We start from the raw sequence: 16,219 nt of genomic DNA, 5'->3' as shown, positions 1-16,219 counted from the left end.
TCGACACAAGCATTGTGCGCATGATGGCATGCATGCGCATTGCTGGACCGTTGACGCGCCATGGTCGATTGTCGCATCAAGTTCGAAACCGGCGGGCGCGAGGCCTGCTTTTGGGAGGAGCCGCCCACATGGCCGAACCGCAGCGCGCGCGACCGAAACCGACGCCGGAGACCCAGCACTTTTGGGACGGCACCAAGGCCGGCGAATTGCGCCTGCAGCGCTGCGATGCCTGTGCCCATGTCTACTTCCCGCCGCGCCCGTTCTGCCCCTCCTGCGCCTCGCGCAAGGTCAGCATCTTCAAGGCCAGCGGCAAGGGCTTTCTCTACAGCTACGTGATCAACCATCGTCCGGCCGCGCCGGGCTTCACGCCGCCTTACGCCATCGCGGTGGTCGAGCTCGACGAGGGCCCGCGGATGATGAGCAACATCATCGACTGCCCGCAGACCCCCGAGGCGCTCGAGCTCGACATGAAGCTCGAGGTCGCGTTCCAGGAGCTCGACGACAAGATCACCCTTCCCGTCTTCCGCCCGGCGAACGGGTAAGGCCATGCGCAAGAACCAGGTTGCCGTCGTCGGCGCGGCCGAGACCACCGAGCTCGGTGTCATCCCCAACGCCTCGCAGCTCCAGCTGCACGCGGATGCCGCGCTCAACGCCATTGCCGATGCCGGGCTGAAGCTGTCCGACATCGACGGCTTTGCCACCGCGGTCGAAACGCCGCAGCAGGTCTGCCACTATCTCGGCATCAAGCCAACCTGGGTGGACGGCACCTCGGTCGGCGGCTGCTCCTTCATGCTGCATGTCCGCCACGCCGCGGCGGCGATCGAGGCGGGTCTCTGCAAGACCGTGCTGATCACCCATGCCGAGAGCGGCAAGTCGATGATCGGCAAACTGCCGCGCTCGACGCCGGCCGACAGCCTCAACGGCCAGTTCGAGGCTCCCTTCGGCGTCTACGGCCCGCCAAGCATGTTCCCTATTCCCGTGCTGCGCTTCATGAAGACCTACGGCATCACCCACGAGCAGCTGGCTTCGGTTGCGGTGGTGCAGCGGGAATGGGCGGCGAAGAATCCGCGCGCGATGATGAAGGAGCCGATCACGGTCAACGATGTCCTCAACTCGCGCATGATCGCCTATCCGTTCCGGCTTCTGCAGTGCTGCCTCGTCACCGACGGCGGCGGCGCGCTGATCCTGACCTCGGCCGACCGCGCCAGGGATTTTCCGCGCAAGCCGGTCTACATCATGGGCACCGGCGAGAGCGTCGAGACGCCGATGGTCAGCCAGATGGAGACGTTCAACTCCTCGCGTGCGTTCAAGACCGCCGGGCCGCTGGCGTTCAAGGAAGCCGGCATCGCGCACGGGGATGTCGACCATCTCATGATCTACGACGCCTTCGCGCATCTGCCGTTGTTCGGACTCGGCGACCTCGGCTTCATGCCTTACGAGGAAACCGGCCAGTTCATCGCCGACGGCAACACGCGTCCCGGCGGGAAACTGCCGCTCAACACCAATGGCGGCGGCCTGTCCTACATGCATTCGGGCATGTACGGCATGTACGCGCTGCAGGAGAGTGTGCGTCAGATGCGCGGGATCGCGCCGGCGCAGGTGCCGAACGCGAAGATTTCGGTGTGCCACGGCGTCGGCGGCATGTTCGCGGCGAGTGGCACGATCGTGTTTACGAACGAGAGGTAATGCGCCGCTCGCCTCTCCCTCTCCCGGTTCTTACGGGGAGAGGGTTGGGGTGAGGGGCCTCTCTCCACGGATGAGATGGCCGCGAGACCTGTACCCCCTCACCCGGATCGCATCTTCGATGCGATCCGACCTCTCCCCGCAAGCGGGGCGAGGTAAGAAACGCCGGAACGCATAGCGGAGAACCCACATGAGCAAATCACTGCAAGACAAGGTCATCATCGTCACCGGCGCAGGCCGTGGCATCGGGCGCGAGATTGCGCTTCTGTGCGCCGCCGAGGGCGCCAAGGTCGTCGTCAACGATCCCGGCGGAGCCGCCGACGGCGCCGGCGCGAACGCGGCGCCCGCCGAGGAGGTCGTCGAGGAGATCAAGAAGCGCGGTGGCACGGCGGTCGCCAATTTCGAGTCGGTGGCGGAGGCTATTCCCGCCAGCAAGATCGTGAAGACCGCGACCGACCATTTCGGCCGGCTCGACGGCGTCGTCAACAATGCCGGCATCCTGCGCGACATGATCTTCCACAAGATGAGCGTGGAAGCGTTCGAAGCCGTCATCAAGGTGCATCTGATGGGCTCGTTCTACGTCAGCCACGCCGCAGCGCGCATCTTCCGCGAGCAGGAGTCGGGCTCGTTCGTGCACTTCACCTCGACCTCCGGCCTGATCGGCAATTTCGGCCAAGCCAATTACGCGGCGGCCAAGCTCGGCATCGTCGGGCTGTCGAAGTCGATCGCGCTCGACATGGGCCGCTTCAACGTCCGCTCCAACTGCGTCTCGCCGTTCGCCTGGACCCGCATGATCGGCACCATCCCGACCGAGACCGACGCCGAGAAGGCGCGCGTCGAGAAGATCAAGCAGATGGGCCCGGAGAAGATCGCGCCGCTCTGCGGCTACCTGCTCGGCGATTCCGCCAAGGACGTCACCGGCCAGATCTTTGGCGTGCGCATGAACGAGATCTTCCTGTTCAGCCAGAACCGTCCGATCCGCTCGGTGCAGCGGAACGAAGGCTGGACTCCGCAGTCGATCGCGGACCACGGCATGCCGGCGCTGAAGGGCTCGTTCTACAAGCTCGATCGTTCGGCCGACATCTTCACCTGGGATCCGGTGTGAGATTGCGCGAATAGGGAGTGGCGAATGGCGAATAGGGTTTCTATTCGCTACTCGCCATTCGCAATTCGCCCTACCCCGTATTCCGCAAGCCCGCCGAAATCCCGTTGATCGTCAGCTGGATCCCGCGCAGCACCTGCTCGTCGGGGTTCTGCGCGCGGTGCTCTCTCAAGAGCTCGACCTGCACGTGGTTGAGCGGATCGAGATAGGGGAAGCGGTGGCGCACGGAGCGCTCCAGCAGCGGGTTGCCCTGGAGCAGCCTGTCCTGGCCCATGATGTCGAGCAGCGTCTCGATGCAGGAATGCCATTCGCGGCGGATGCGGCCAAAGATTTTTTCGCGCAAGGCTTCGTCCGGCACCAGTTCGGCATAGCGCGAGGCGATCGCGATCGAGCTCTTGGCCAGCACCATGTCCATGTTCGACAGCAGCATGCGGAAGAACGGCCATTCCTGGTAGAGCTCTTTCAGGAACGGCATGCCCTGCTCTGGATGCTCCGCGATCCACTGCTCGACCGCGCTGCCGAAGCCGTACCAGCCCGGCAGCATCAGGCGACATTGCGCCCACGAGAACACCCAGGGAATCGCGCGCAGATCCTCGATCGCGCGGGTCTTTTTGCGCGAAGCCGGACGGCTGCCGATGTTGAGCGTGGCGATCTCGTTGATGACGGTGGACGACCAGAAGTACTCGACGAAGCCTTCGGTCTCGTAGACGAGGCCGCGATAGGCCTTGAAGGCGAGGTTCGAGAGTTCGTCCATCGCGGTCAGATATTCGCGGCGCGGCGCGCTCTGGCGCGGATGCAGCAGACTTGCCTCCAGCGTCGCCGCGGCGAGGATTTCCAGATTGTTGCGGCCGACCTCGGTGTTGGAATACTTCGACGAGATGATCTCGCCCTGCTCGGTGATGCGGATCTGGCCGTTCACCGCGCCGCCGGGCTGCGCGATGATGGCGTCATAGCTCGGCCCGCCGCCGCGCCCCACGGAGCCGCCGCGGCCGTGGAACAGACGTAAGCGCACGTGGTGCCGCTCGAACACTTCGACGAGGCCGATCTCGGCCTTGTAGAGCTCCCAGCCCGAGGTGACGAAGCCGCCGTCCTTGTTGCTGTCGGAGTACCCAAGCATGACCTCCTGCACGCTGCCGCGGCTGTCGACGAGCCGGCGGTAATCGTGCAACGACAGCATGCGGTCCATGATGCCGCTGGAAGCCTGCAAATCCTCGATGGTCTCGAACAGCGGCACGATGTTGATGGCGCTGCGGCCGGAGGGATGGACGAGGCCGACCTCCTTCAGGAGCACGGCGACCTCGAGCATGTCCGACATGCCCTTGCACATCGAGATGATGCATTGAGGAATGGCGTCCGAGCCGAATTTCGCATGCGCTTCCGCGGCGGCATGGAACACGTTGAGCTCGCCCATCGTCTCGTCGCTGTATTTGACGAAGGGCGAGACCAGCGCGCGCGTCGATCGCAATTCGTTGGTCAGCAGCGAGATGCGAGCGTCCTCGCCAAGCGCGAGATAGGACATGCCGGGATTGGCGGCGTCGATCAACTCGGCGATGGTGCGCTCGTGGACGGCCGAGTTCTGGCGAATGTCGAGCCGGGCCAGGTGAAAGCCGAAGCAATCCACCGCGCGGCGCAGGAGCCGCAGCCGGCCGCGGGCGATGACGCGGGCGTTGTTGGAGATCAGCGAGCGATGCAGCACGTCGAGATCGGCCAGCAGCTCCCTGACGCTCTCGTAAGGCGCCGCTTTGCCGACAGGCCGGCGCGTGATCTCGACTTCGAGCTTTTCGGCCGTCGCGGTGAGGCGGGCATAGATGCCTGAAACGGCCAGGCGATAGGGCTCGCCGCTCCGATGCGGCGAGGTGTCCGGGGAGCGCTCCGCCAGGGTGCGCAGCTCCTCGGAGACGTCGGCGAGATGGGCTGCGATCGACAGCTCCGCGCCGAGCACGTGCAGCTCGTTGAGATAGAACTGCATCACCCGGCTCGACTGCAACCGCAGCGTGCCGCGCATCACGTCGGCGGTGACGAAGGGATTGCCGTCGCGGTCGCCGCCGATCCAGCTGCCCATGCGCAGGAACGAGGCAAGCTCGCCGGCCGCCTGCTCGCCGCCCTCTTCCAGCCGATCCTCCAGCGCGTTGATGAGCCGCGGCACCTCGCGCAGGAAGGTGTAGTCGTAGAACGACAGGCCGTTGGCGACCTCATCCAGCACGGTGAGCTTGGTCCGGCGCAAGAGGTTGGTCTGCCACAGCGTCAGCACCTCGCGGCGGAGCTGCTCGTCGCTGGCAGCCGCCTCCTCCGCGGTCAGCGCAACCCGCTCGCGGCGATCGAGCAGGGCTGCGATCTCCATCTCGCGGTCCATGGTGCTCTTGCGGCGGACCTCGGTCGGATGCGCGGTCAACACCGGGCTGACCAGCGCGGTCTTGAAGAAGTTGCGGAGCTGGTCGGGACCAATGCCCGCCGCCTTGGCGTGCGCCAGTGTCTCCGCCAGCACGCCGGAGCCGCCATTCTTGGCCGCAGCGCGCGCGCGCATCTGACGGATGTTGTTCTGGTCCTCGGCGATGTTGGCAAGGTGCGAGAAATAGCTGAAGGCGCGGACGATCCGCACCGTCTCGGAGGTCGACATGCTGTCGAGGATCTGCTCGAGCTCGCGGCGGGCGAGCCGGTCCTCGTCGCGGTGGAACCTGATCGAGGTCTGCCTGATGCGCTCGACCAGGTCGAACACGTCGGCGCCCTCCTGGTCGCGCACGGTGTCGCCCAGAATGCGCCCGAGCAGGCGGATATCGTCCCGCAGCCGGGCATCGGCCTCCATCGCCTGGACATCCTCAGGGCGGTTGGGGCGCTGCTCAGTGCTGTCGGATGGTACGGTCTGGAGGGACATGGCTCGCTCCCCTGCTCGCGCCCTTGGCGGCCCGGTCCGGCGGAGTGTGCGATACTTTTCTACCGCAGTGCAAGATGAAGTTGGGGCGACGCACCGTGGATCGGAGTGCGACGACCTCGTGTCCCGGACAAGCAGCAACGCCTTCGAGCGTTGCTGCGCCGAGCGGGGACCCAGGAGCCTCAGAGCACATCGCCGCAATGGGCCCCGGCTCTGCAGCGCACCACGCCGCGAAGGCGCGGCGCACTGCGCTGCGTCCGGGGCACGAGAAAATAGCTAGTCGTATAATAAGCATGCCTTCGCGGTCTCGCGGCGCAGGCGCCCGAAGTTTTGCTTTCCGTTTCGCCCTCATCGAGAAGCAAGGGCGCAGGGAAGGCCGGGCGCCAGCCGGCACCCAAGGTCCGCACGCGACAAGACGCACGCGGGGTGACCACAGGTGATGCCGGAACATCCCGGCCTTCCCTGCGCAATGGTTTTACGGCTTATGGCGCGCTCTCCCCGGGGAGCGATGCACTATTGCCCCCGTCGCCTTGCGGATCACTGATGCGCGCACCCGGTCGGGCCGCTTCACCACCGCAAGCCTTGACGCACAGACCCCGGGCGTCAGGACCACACGCTTTTGCCGTCCGCGGACGTCTCTCCCGGACTGTCGGAAGCTCGCGCGTGCTCGCCCCCAATGCCGAAAAGCAACGTTGTGACCACACCGTGTCGTGCCGCGGATCGCGATGGCTCACGGGTTTGCCCGCCCTGCCATCCCGTCACGCGCCGGCGCTGCCGCGTCCATCGCATCCTGGCCTACGTATCGTGACGATCGCGAAACGTCCCTTTGACGAGCCGGGATGTGCTGCGGTTTACCCGAAACAGCGAATTCGGTCAATCAGAATATTTGCACTCCCGCCACTTGACCTGCATTGGCGTGTTTTGCCCGTCGGGCAACGCGAGGCATGGTGTGCGCCGCATCGCCTGGCCGCGTCCCGCCGCAGCCAAAGGCGCCCCCGGCGTCTGGTTTGCCACCGACAGCCAGCGTAACAAACGAATGGAGGTTCGTCGCCGAAGGGTCAAAGAGCTGACGTCTCGACCATGTCCAATTCCAGCGCTTGCTACCGCCAGAAAGCAAGATGACAACTTGCGGCGATGGTGGCAGAATGATGACAGACGTGGTTTGAAGACTTGGCGACCAAGAACAACGAAGAGAATAGTTCGCCGCGGTCACGTTGTCCAAGGGAGGAGATGGCTCATGAAACGCATGTTTCTGGGACTGGTCGCCGTTGCCCTGATCGCTTCGGCGTTTGTCGTATCCACCACAACAGTCATGGCGCAGACGAAGGTGTTGAAGATGCAGGCCACATGGCCGGCGTCGCTCACGCTCTATGACAACTTCACCTATTTCGTCGATCGAGTGAACAAGCTGTCAGCCGGCGCGCTGAAGATCGAGGCGATGCCCGCCGGCCAGGTCGTGCCGGCGTTCGAGGTGCTGGACGCAACCAACAAGAAGGTGCTCGACGGAGCGCATGCGTGGGCCGGCTACTGGACCGGCAAGAACAAGACCGCGATCCTGTTCACCGGCGGTCCCGGCGGCACCTTCGGCATGGACTTCATGGACGTGATGGGTTGGCTCTATCACGGCGGCGGCCTCGAGCTTTACAACGAGTTTTATCAGAAGGAGCTCAAGCTCAACCTCGTCGTGTTTCCAATCCTGCCTGCAGGGCCGCAGGCGTTCGGCTGGTTCAAGAAGCCGATCCAGACGGTCGAGGACATGAAGGGCATGAAATGCCGCCAGACCGGCATGGCCGGCGAAGTGTGGCAGGCGCTCGGCTTCACGGTGGTCAACATGCCGGGCGGAGAAATCATTCCCTCCGCGCAACGCGGCGTGATCGATTGCGCCGAATGGGTCGGCGGCATCGAGGACATGCAGCTCGGCTTCCACAACGTCTGGAAGTATCACTATTCACCCGGCTTGCATGAGAACGTGACGGTCGGCGAGCTCGTCATCAACGGCGATGTGTGGAAGGAGCTCAGCCCGCAACATCAGGAGATCATCAAGTCGGCGGCCAACGAGACATTCCTCGTCTGGTGGACCAAGTGGCAGCGCCAGAACGCCGATGCGCTGATTGAGATGCAGCAGAAGCACGGCGTACAGATTCTCCGCACGCCGACGGAGATCCTGCTGGCCTTCATCAAGAAATGGGACGAGATCGCGGCCGCCGAGGGCGCCAGGAACCCGTTCTTCAAGAAGGTGCACGACTCGCAGAAGGCGTATGCCAGCGCTGTGGTGCCGTACAAGAGGTCTTACTTCCCGCCATACTCCTTCATGGCGAACTACTATTTCCCAACCGAGAAATAGGACTCCTCCGAGGGCGGCCGATTTGACCGCCCTCAATTCGCACGCAGGCGGCCTGCTTTGCGCCGCACGAATGATCGGCGAAAGGGGCGAGGCATGGCTGAGATAACAGGCGGGCAGCCACCGGCGCTTCTGGCTATCATCAGGATGATCGACGGCTTCACCGACCGGACCGGCACGATCATCTCGTGGCTCTCGGTGCCGCTGGTTCTCGCCGTCGCCTATGAGGTTGGAGCGCGTTACCTGTTCAACGCGCCGACCATATGGGCCTACGACGCAACCTACATGCTGTACGGCTCGCTCTTCATGCTTGGCGCCGCTTACGCGCTGCACAAGGGTGCTCATATCCGTACCGACTTCTTCTGGGAGAAGTTCTCGATCCGTAGGAAGGGCTGGATCGATACGATCTCCTATGTCGTCTTCTTCTTCCCGAGCCTGATCATGCTGTTCCTGATCAGCTGGAACGAATTTCACTACGCCTGGCTGATCAACGAGACTTCGGACCAGACTCCCTGGCGGCCCGTGCTGTGGCCGTTCAAATTCGTCGTGCCGCTCGCCTGCCTCCTGCTGCTGGTCCAGGGCGTGTCCGAGTTGATCAAAAGCATCTACATGGCGCGCACCGGCGTCGAGCTGGAGCATAAGGAGAAAGTCGAGATATGACCGCAGAAGCGCTCATCGGCCTCATCATGCTGCTGGTGCTGCTGGGCGCGATCTTCATCGGTGTGCCGATCTCGTTCACGTTGCTGTTTCTCGCCTTCTCGTTCGGCTACTGGGGCATGGGCGGGACGGTCTTCGAGCTTGGTTACTTCCAGACCATCGGCATGATGAAGGAAGAACTTCTCGCCGCCGTACCGCTGTTCATCTTCATGGGCTTCATCACCGAGCAGGCGGGACTCATGGAGCGCCTTTTTACGGCGTTCCGCATGCTGCTTGCGCCGGTGCGCGGCGCACTCTTCCTCGTCGTCATCCTGACCTCGACCGTGTTCGCGATGGCGACAGGCATCGTCGGCGCAGCCGTCACCGTTCTTGGCATCATGGCATCGCCAATCATGACGAAGGCGGGCTATGATGCCAAGCTTTCAGCGGGCACCATCACGGCGGGCGGCACGCTCGGTATTCTCATTCCCCCGTCGGTCATGCTGATCGTGATGGGGCCGGTGCTCGGGGTTTCGGTCGCCGATCTCTATGCTGCAGCCTTCGGACCGGGCTTTCTGCTGGCCGGCGTCTACATCATCTATCTGATGGGCCGCTCCTTCATCAATCCCAAGCTCGGGCCGCCAGTGCCAAAGGATGAGCGGATCTACTCCGCTGGATACATTGCACGCGAGGTGGCCGTCGGCACGCTGCCGCTGCTCGGGCTCATCACGGCGACGCTCGGCTCGATCATCGGGGGGCTTGCGACGCCGACGGAGGCCGCCGGCATCGGCAGCGTCGGCGCGCTGATCCTGGCCATCGCATATCGCAGGTTCTCGTTCAGCGGACTGCAACGGGCGCTGATCTCGACGATGGCGACGTCGAGCATGGTCCTCCTGCTGGCGGTCACGTCGAACATTTTCGGTGCGGTGTTCGCCCGCCTTGGCTCAGCGAACTGGATCACCGAGACGATGCTCGGCCTGCAGTTGCCGCCGAGCCTCATGCTGATTGTCGTGCTCCTTCTCATTTTCCTGCTGGGGTGGCCGTTTGAGTGGCCGGCCATCATCCTGGTGTTTCTGCCAATCTTCTATCCTGTCGTGAAAGGCATGGGCATCGACCTCATATGGTTCGGAGCGTTGGTTGCGGTGGTGCTGCAGACCGCTTTCCTGTCGCCGCCCGTCGCCATGTCAGCGTACTATCTCAAGCAGGTGGTCAAGGGCTGGAGCCTCGGAACGATCTACGCTGGCATGTTCCAGTTCATGGTGCTGCAGGTGATCTGCGTTGGCCTGATGATTGCCTTCCCCGGCATTGCGACCTGGTTCCCACATACGCTGCATGAAGCATCTCGCAGCCAGGTGATCCCGGAGGAGTACAGAAAAATCCTGGAACAGCAGAAACAAGCACCGTCCCTGGAAGACGAGGACTGGTTGACACCAAAAAAGAAGTAGCCCGCGCGATTGAGTCCGCGACGGCGCCACACGGCTCCGCTCTGCCGCCGAGCGCCGATGTTGAGGCAACGTCCTAAGCCGGCACGATCACCTTGCCGATCGGCCAGAGCGCGATGCCGGCGAGCTTCAGATGGGCCCAGGCGAACGGGATGCCGATGATGGTGACGGCGAGGACGAGCGCGGTCAGGAGGTGACCGAGTGCGAGCCACCAGCCGGCGAGCACGAACCAGATGATATTGCCGATAACCCCGAGCGGGCCGGTGCCGATATCCTCGACGCCGGTGACATCGTAGCGGTTGACCGCCCGGGAGCCGAACGGCAGCAGCGTGTAGACGGCGATGTTGAACGCCGCCCGCGCCCAGGGCAGGCCGATGATGGTGATCGCCATGACAACGGCCGCGATCAGCCAGCCGAACGCCATCCAGGCGCCGCCGATGAGGATCCAGAGGATGTTGAGCAGGATGGAAACGGGGGCCATGGGACGATCCGGAGGTGGATGATCCCATCCATATAGGCTCGGAATTTGTCCGTGCTAGGACGCTTCCAGCGCGCAGGGCGTAGCCCGGATGGAGCGAAGCGTAATCCGGGATGATCTTTCCACGGCGAGAGATCCCGGATTACGCTTCGCTCCATCCGGGCTACGAAGTAGCTAGATCTTCCGCCCCGCCTGCTCCCAATAGGGATCGCGCAGGCGGCGCTTGAAGATTTTTCCGGAATCTTCGCGCGGCAGGCCGGTGCGGATCTCGATGTGCTTGGGCACCTTGTAGTCGGCCAGATGCGCCTTCAGCGCGGCGCGGACATCGGAAGCAGCGAGCGTGCCCCCGGGTTGCGGCTCCACCACCGCCATCAGCGCCTCGCCGAACTCGGCGTCGGGGATGCCGAACACGGCGCAATCATGCACGCCGGGCACCGCATGCAGCACGGATTCGATCTCGGCCGGGTAGATGTTGACGCCGCCTGATATCACCATGTCGGGCTTGCGGTCGCAGATGAAGACGTAGCCGTCTTCATCGATATAGCCGACGTCGCCGGAGGTGATGAAGCCGTCGCGGTCGATCTCGGCGCGCTTCTCCGGCTTGTTGTGATAGGTGAAATCGGCCATCTCGGCCATGCGCGAATAGATCTCGCCGATCTCGCCGACGCCGAGTACGCGTCCGTCGTCGCCGACGAAGCGCAGCTCGGCGCCCGGCGAGATCTTGCCGACGGTGCCGGGCTTCTTCAGCGCATCCTCGGAGGTCGCGAAGGTCACGGCGCTGGATTCGGTCGAGCCGTAGAACTCGTAGATCACCGGCCCCCACCATTCGATCATGGCGCGCTTGACGTCGGCCGGGCACGGCGCGGCGGCGTGGATGACGTGGCGGAGCGAGGAGACGTCGTACGTCCTGCGCACCTCCTCGGGTAGCTTCATCAGGCGGATGAACATGGTCGGCACCATGAAGATGGTGTCGATCTTGTAGTGCTCGATCGCCTGCAGAAATTCCTCCGCCTCGAAGCGCGGCATCAGCACCAGCACCCCGCCGAGCTTGCCGGCGCGGATGCCGAACGAGTTCGGCGCGGAATGATAGAGCGGCCCCGGCAGCAATGCGCGGGCGCCGGGCTTGAGCCCATAGATCATCGCACGCATGCGCTCACCGGCAGCCTGCTGTTCCGGCGTCGGCGCGTTGCGGCGGACGCCCTTGGGATGGCCTGTCGTGCCCGACGTGTAGATCATGTTCATGGGCTGCGGCACGATCGGGCCGTCATAGGGCGGGTGTTGCGCGAGCCAGACTTCGAAGTCGATCGCGAAGTCCGGCTTCGTCAGATGATCCGGATCGATCTTGTAGTTGGAGCGGATTTCCGGCGGCGTCGGCACGCTGAGCACGGTGACTCCCTCAGGAATCGCATCGCGCAAACCGTGCAGCATGTCGGCATGAGCGATCAGGACGGCGGTGCCGGAATCCTTCAGGATGTAGGTGATCTCCTCCGGTTTGAAGTGCCAGTTGATCGGCACGCCATAGGCGCCCAGCCGCATCGCGGCGTAGGCGGCTTCCAGGAAGGCGATGTCGTTGCGCATCAGCATGCAGACGCAATCGCCTTGGCGGACGCCGATCTTGGCGAGGCCGGAGGCGATGCGGTCGGCGCGCTCAGTGACCTCGGCGTGAGAGCGGCGGCGCTCGCCGGAGACGATGCCGAGGAAGGGGGGCGTTTGGTTCATTGTTGTTTTTCTTTGTTGTTGTTTGTGCCGTCATTCCGGGTCGATGCGCAGCATCGAACCCGGAATCCATTTCACAGCGAACGATGCGGCTCGATGGATTCCGGGCCTGCGCCTACGGCGCATCCCGGAATGACCCAAAGCTAATCCGCAAAATTCGGCGCGCGCTTTTCCAGATTGGCGCGCACGGCCTCGGTCTGGTTGGGGCTGCCGATCAGCTTCTGCTGCTCGACGGATTCGGCGAGCAGCGCCGGGCCCGGATCGACCGAGAGATTGTTCAGCATCCGCTTGGCCGCGCGGATCGCATCGGGGCTTTTCCCTGCGATCTCGCGCGCGACATCAAGCGCCGCAGCGCGCGGATCGTCGCAGATGCGCGTGGCGAGGCCGTAGGTCATCGCCTCTTGCGCGGAGAAGATGCGCCCGGTGTAGGTGAGATCGCGCAGGATGTCGTCGCGTACCAGCGAGGCCAGGATCGGCGTGCCCGCCATGTCGGGGACGAGGCCCCATTTGATCTCCATGATCGACATGCGCGCATCCGAGCTGAGAAAGCGCATGTCGGCGCCGAGCGAGAGCTGGAAGCCGCCACCGAAGGCGACGCCGTGCACGGCCGCGATCACAGGCATCGGTAGCTGGCGCCAGCCCCACACCGCCTGTTGCGCGAAGTTGGCCTTGCCATAGGTGCGCACCGTGAGATCGCGATTTTCGCCACCCGGAATTCCGTTGCCACCCTTCTCCTTCATGGCGGCAAAACGCCCCATGTCCAGCCCGGCGCAGAAGGCGCGGCCTTCGCCCGAGAGCACGACGGCGCGCACGCCCTTCGCCTTCGACAGCCGGTCGGTTGCGGCGACGAGGGCCTCGAACATGGGCTGATCCAGCGCGTTCATCTTGTCGGCGCGCACCAGGCGCACATCGGCGACGCCTTCCGAGATCGAGATCGAGACGCGATCTTCCATGGACGAATTCTCCCCTAGTTCCTGCCTGTTCTTGTTCAGTGCCGCTTTACAGGACGCCGGCGGCCGGATTTAGTCAATCGACCAATTAACTGACAATCCCTACGGGGGAAACAGCCATGTTCAAGGAAAATCTTCTGGCCGGCCGACGCATTCTCGTGACCGGCGGCGGCACCGGTCTCGGCAAATCGATGGCGGCGCGCTTTCTCCAGCTCGGCGCCGAGGTGCACATTTGCGGTCGGCGCAAGATCGTGTGCGACGAGACCGCAACCGAGCTGATGGATCTGTATGGCGGCCGCGTCACCAGCCACGGCGTCGACATCCGCAACGCGCTTGCGGTCGAGGAGATGATCGAGAGCATCTTCCGCGATGGCCCCCTCACCGACCTCATCAACAATGCCGCGGGCAATTTCATCTCTCGGACCGAGGAGCTCTCGCCGCGCGGCTTCGATGCGGTCGCCAACATCGTCATGCACGGCACGTTCTACGTGACACATGCGGTCGGCAAGCGCTGGATCGCGGACAAGCAACCCGGCAACGTGGTCTCGATTACCGTGACCTGGGTGCGCAACGGCTCGCCCTACGTGGTGCCGTCGGCGATGAGCAAGTCGGCGATCCATGCCATGACGATGTCGCTTGCGACCGAATGGGGCCGCTACGGCATCCGCCTCAACACCATCGCGCCGGGCGAGATCCCGACCGAAGGCATGAGCAAGCGCATCAAGCCCGGTGACGAAGCCGGCGCGCGCACCAGGGCGATGAACCCGATGGGCCGGGTCGGCACCATGGAGGAACTGCAGAACGTCGCGGTGTTCCTGATCTCCGGCGGCTGCGACTGGATCAACGGCGAGACCATCGCCATGGACGGCGCCCAGGCGCTCGCCATGGGCGGCAACTTCTACCAGCTCCGCGACTGGAGCGACGACGACTGGAAGACCGCGCGCGAGAGCATCATGGCGCAGAACGAGAAGGACCGCGCGAAGCGGGGATGACGGCGCATTGCAAATGCGCGGACATGTAAGGGGCTGACGTTTTCACCACGCCCCCAGTTGTCGTCCCCGCCTAGTGCGCAAAGCGCACGGGGGCGGGGACCCATAACCACAGGGAGCAGTCGTGGCGCGAGACAGGTAACTGCGTGTCTTCGCCAAACAACTTCCTGTGGCTATGGGTCCGGATCTGCGCGCGCTTGAGGCGCGCGCTTGTCCGGGACGACAGCGGAGCCCATCTTGTCTTCACCGGCGGATGACGCCACACTCCCGGGCATAAAAACAAACGCCTGCGGGAGAAACATGTCCATACAGAAACTGGCGAACCTCGCCGACATGGTGCGCGAGCGTGCAAAGAGCCGCGGCAGCGCCATCGCCTATGAATTCGAGGGCCGCACCACCAGCTTCGCCGAGTTCGACATCAAGACCAACAAGGTCGCGAACGCGCTCCTCGCAATGGGCGTAAAGAAGGGCGACCGCATCGCCTATCTCGGCAAAAACAGCGACATCTATTTCGAGCTCCTGATGGGGGCGATGAAGACAGGCGTCGTGATGGCGCCGGTGAACTGGCGGCTAGCAGGGCCCGAGGTCGCCTTCATCGTCTCAGATTGCAAGGCGCCGGTGCTGTTCGCCGGGCCGGAGTTCATCACTCAAGTGCGCCAGATCAGGGAGCAGATACCAAGCGTGCGCACCGTCATCACCACCGAGGGCGGCGCGCCGGAATGGCCGGATTTTACGGCATGGCGCGATGCGCAGAGCGGCGATGATCCGAAGGTGCCGATCGACACCACGGACATCGCGATCCAGCTCTACACGTCGGGCACGACGGGCAAGCCGAAGGGCGCGATGTTGTCGCATGCCAACTTCCTCAACCTGGTGCAATCCGGCAATGCCGAGGACAAGCCGGAGTGGAACCGGTGGTCGACCGATGACGTCTCCCTGGTGGCCATGCCGGTGTTCCATATCGGTGGCTCCGGCTGGGGCGTGATGGGACTTTATCACGGCGCCCGCGGGGTGATCGCACGCGAGTTCGACCCGACCAAGGTTTTGGATTTCTTCGAGCAGTCCGCCATCACGAAACTATTCATGGTGCCGGCGGCGATGCAGTTCGTGGTGCGGCAGCCACGCGCCAGGACGGTCGACTTCTCGCGGCTGAAATACATGCTGTACGGCGCCTCGCCGATTCCCGCAGCGCTGCTGAAGGAATGCATCGAGGTCTTCAAATGCGGCTTCGTGCAGCTCTACGGCATGACCGAGACCACCGGCACCATCGTCGCGCTGCCGCCGGAGGATCACGTCGAGGGGCTGGAGCGGATGCGCTCGGCCGGCAAGGCGCTGCCGGGCGTCGAGATCGCGATCCTGGATCCGGACGGCAAGCCGCTGCCGCCGCGGCAGGTCGGCGAAATCGCAACGCGCTCGGGCTCCAACATGGCCGGCTACTGGAACCTGCCGGAGGCGACCGCATCTACGCTGCGCAGCGACGGCTGGCTGCGCACCGGCGATGCCGGCTACATGGACGAGGACGGCTATCTCTACATCCATGACCGCATCAAGGACATGATCATCTCCGGCGGCGAGAACATCTATCCGGCCGAGGTCGAGAGCGCTCTGTGCGACCACCCCGATGTCGCGGAAGCCGCCGTGATCGGCGTGCCTGACGACAAATGGGGCGAAGCCGTGAAGGCGATCGTGGTGATGAAGCCGGGCAAGCAGGCGACTGCCACCGAGATCATCAACTTCACCCGGACGCGCATCGCCGGCTACAAGACGCCGAAGAGCGTGGAATTCCTGCCTGCGCTGCCGCGGAATCCGTCAGGCAAGATCCTGCGGCGGCAGCTGCGCGAGCCGTATTGGGCGGGGAAGGATCGGCGGGTGAATTGATCCGCGGTGCCGTAGGACCTCCTAGCCTTGGTCAAGAGGTTTCATGCCTTAATGCAACAGAGTAGCGCAGTGCTCACCGCTGTCCAGGACGCTTCGCGCCGGCTACGCCGGTGCCGATGGCATCCTGGACAGCGG

Annotated in this window: 12 protein-coding genes; 8 read left to right on the top strand and 4 right to left on the bottom strand. The window is 64.0% G+C overall.

The features are described from left to right. Positions 1-128 precede the first annotated feature (128 nt). The 3 genes from I6F33_RS31410 (at position 129) to I6F33_RS31400 (ending at position 2,788) form a co-directional block, all read left to right on the top strand. Positions 129-542 (top strand): Zn-ribbon domain-containing OB-fold protein, encoded by a 414-nt coding sequence (locus I6F33_RS31410; protein ID WP_225145125.1) that lies wholly within the window; start codon positions 129-131, stop codon positions 540-542. Between the two features lie 4 nt (positions 543-546). Further along, positions 547-1,686 carry a thiolase gene (locus I6F33_RS31405; protein ID WP_225145124.1) on the top strand — a complete coding sequence of 380 codons (1,140 nt, stop codon included), beginning with the start codon at positions 547-549 and terminating at the stop codon, positions 1,684-1,686. 187 nt (positions 1,687-1,873) lie between these two features. After that, positions 1,874-2,788 carry an SDR family NAD(P)-dependent oxidoreductase gene (locus I6F33_RS31400; RefSeq protein WP_225127313.1) on the top strand — a complete coding sequence of 305 codons (915 nt, stop codon included), beginning with the start codon at positions 1,874-1,876 and terminating at the stop codon, positions 2,786-2,788. Positions 2,789-2,858: 70 nt separating this feature from the next. Here I6F33_RS31400 and ppc read toward each other — a convergent pair whose 3' ends face one another. Further along, complete coding sequence (gene ppc, locus I6F33_RS31395) at positions 2,859-5,657, bottom strand: phosphoenolpyruvate carboxylase (protein WP_225145123.1); 2,799 nt, start codon at positions 5,655-5,657, stop codon at positions 2,859-2,861. Between the two features lie 1,234 nt (positions 5,658-6,891). Between ppc and I6F33_RS31390 the strand changes: the two genes are divergently transcribed. The 3 genes from I6F33_RS31390 to I6F33_RS31380 all read left to right on the top strand — a co-directional run bounded on the left by I6F33_RS31390 (position 6,892) and on the right by I6F33_RS31380 (position 10,076). Further along, a complete protein-coding gene (locus I6F33_RS31390; RefSeq protein WP_036006206.1) occupies positions 6,892-7,998 on the top strand; it encodes a TRAP transporter substrate-binding protein in 1,107 nt (368 codons plus the stop codon). 93 nt (positions 7,999-8,091) lie between these two features. Continuing rightward, positions 8,092-8,655 (top strand): TRAP transporter small permease subunit, encoded by a 564-nt coding sequence (locus I6F33_RS31385; protein WP_085968941.1) that lies wholly within the window; start codon positions 8,092-8,094, stop codon positions 8,653-8,655. Positions 8,656-8,681: 26 nt separating this feature from the next. Next, the gene (locus I6F33_RS31380; protein WP_225145122.1) at positions 8,682-10,076 is read left to right on the top strand and encodes a TRAP transporter large permease subunit; all 1,395 of its coding nucleotides are present in this window, start codon (positions 8,682-8,684) and stop codon (positions 10,074-10,076) included. Positions 10,077-10,149: 73 nt separating this feature from the next. On the opposite strand, the gene I6F33_RS31375 is transcribed toward I6F33_RS31380, so the two are convergent. The 3 genes from I6F33_RS31375 to I6F33_RS31365 form a co-directional block, all read right to left on the bottom strand. Then, positions 10,150-10,554 carry a YccF domain-containing protein gene (locus I6F33_RS31375; RefSeq protein WP_036023017.1) on the bottom strand — a complete coding sequence of 135 codons (405 nt, stop codon included), beginning with the start codon at positions 10,552-10,554 and terminating at the stop codon, positions 10,150-10,152. A 171-nt stretch (positions 10,555-10,725) separates the two neighbouring features. Further along, positions 10,726-12,270, bottom strand: a complete 1,545-nt coding sequence (locus I6F33_RS31370) for an acyl-CoA synthetase (protein WP_225145121.1) — start codon at positions 12,268-12,270, stop codon at positions 10,726-10,728. Positions 12,271-12,410: 140 nt separating this feature from the next. Then, a complete protein-coding gene (locus tag I6F33_RS31365) occupies positions 12,411-13,220 on the bottom strand; it encodes a crotonase/enoyl-CoA hydratase family protein (protein WP_036023014.1) in 810 nt (269 codons plus the stop codon). Between the two features lie 116 nt (positions 13,221-13,336). Here I6F33_RS31365 and I6F33_RS31360 point away from each other — a divergent pair, with 116 nt between their 5' ends. After that, the gene (locus tag I6F33_RS31360) at positions 13,337-14,209 is read left to right on the top strand and encodes an SDR family oxidoreductase (RefSeq protein ID WP_225145120.1); all 873 of its coding nucleotides are present in this window, start codon (positions 13,337-13,339) and stop codon (positions 14,207-14,209) included. Positions 14,210-14,506: 297 nt separating this feature from the next. Then, positions 14,507-16,084 carry a fatty acid--CoA ligase gene (locus I6F33_RS31355; RefSeq protein ID WP_225145119.1) on the top strand — a complete coding sequence of 526 codons (1,578 nt, stop codon included), beginning with the start codon at positions 14,507-14,509 and terminating at the stop codon, positions 16,082-16,084. Positions 16,085-16,219 lie beyond the last annotated feature (135 nt).

Origin of the sequence: Bradyrhizobium sp. BRP20, assembly GCF_020194215.1 — a bacterium.
Classification (GTDB): domain Bacteria; phylum Pseudomonadota; class Alphaproteobacteria; order Rhizobiales; family Xanthobacteraceae; genus Bradyrhizobium; species Bradyrhizobium yuanmingense.
The sequence above is the reverse complement of the archived record's forward strand: the minus strand, read 5'-3'. Positions and strand labels throughout refer to the sequence as shown.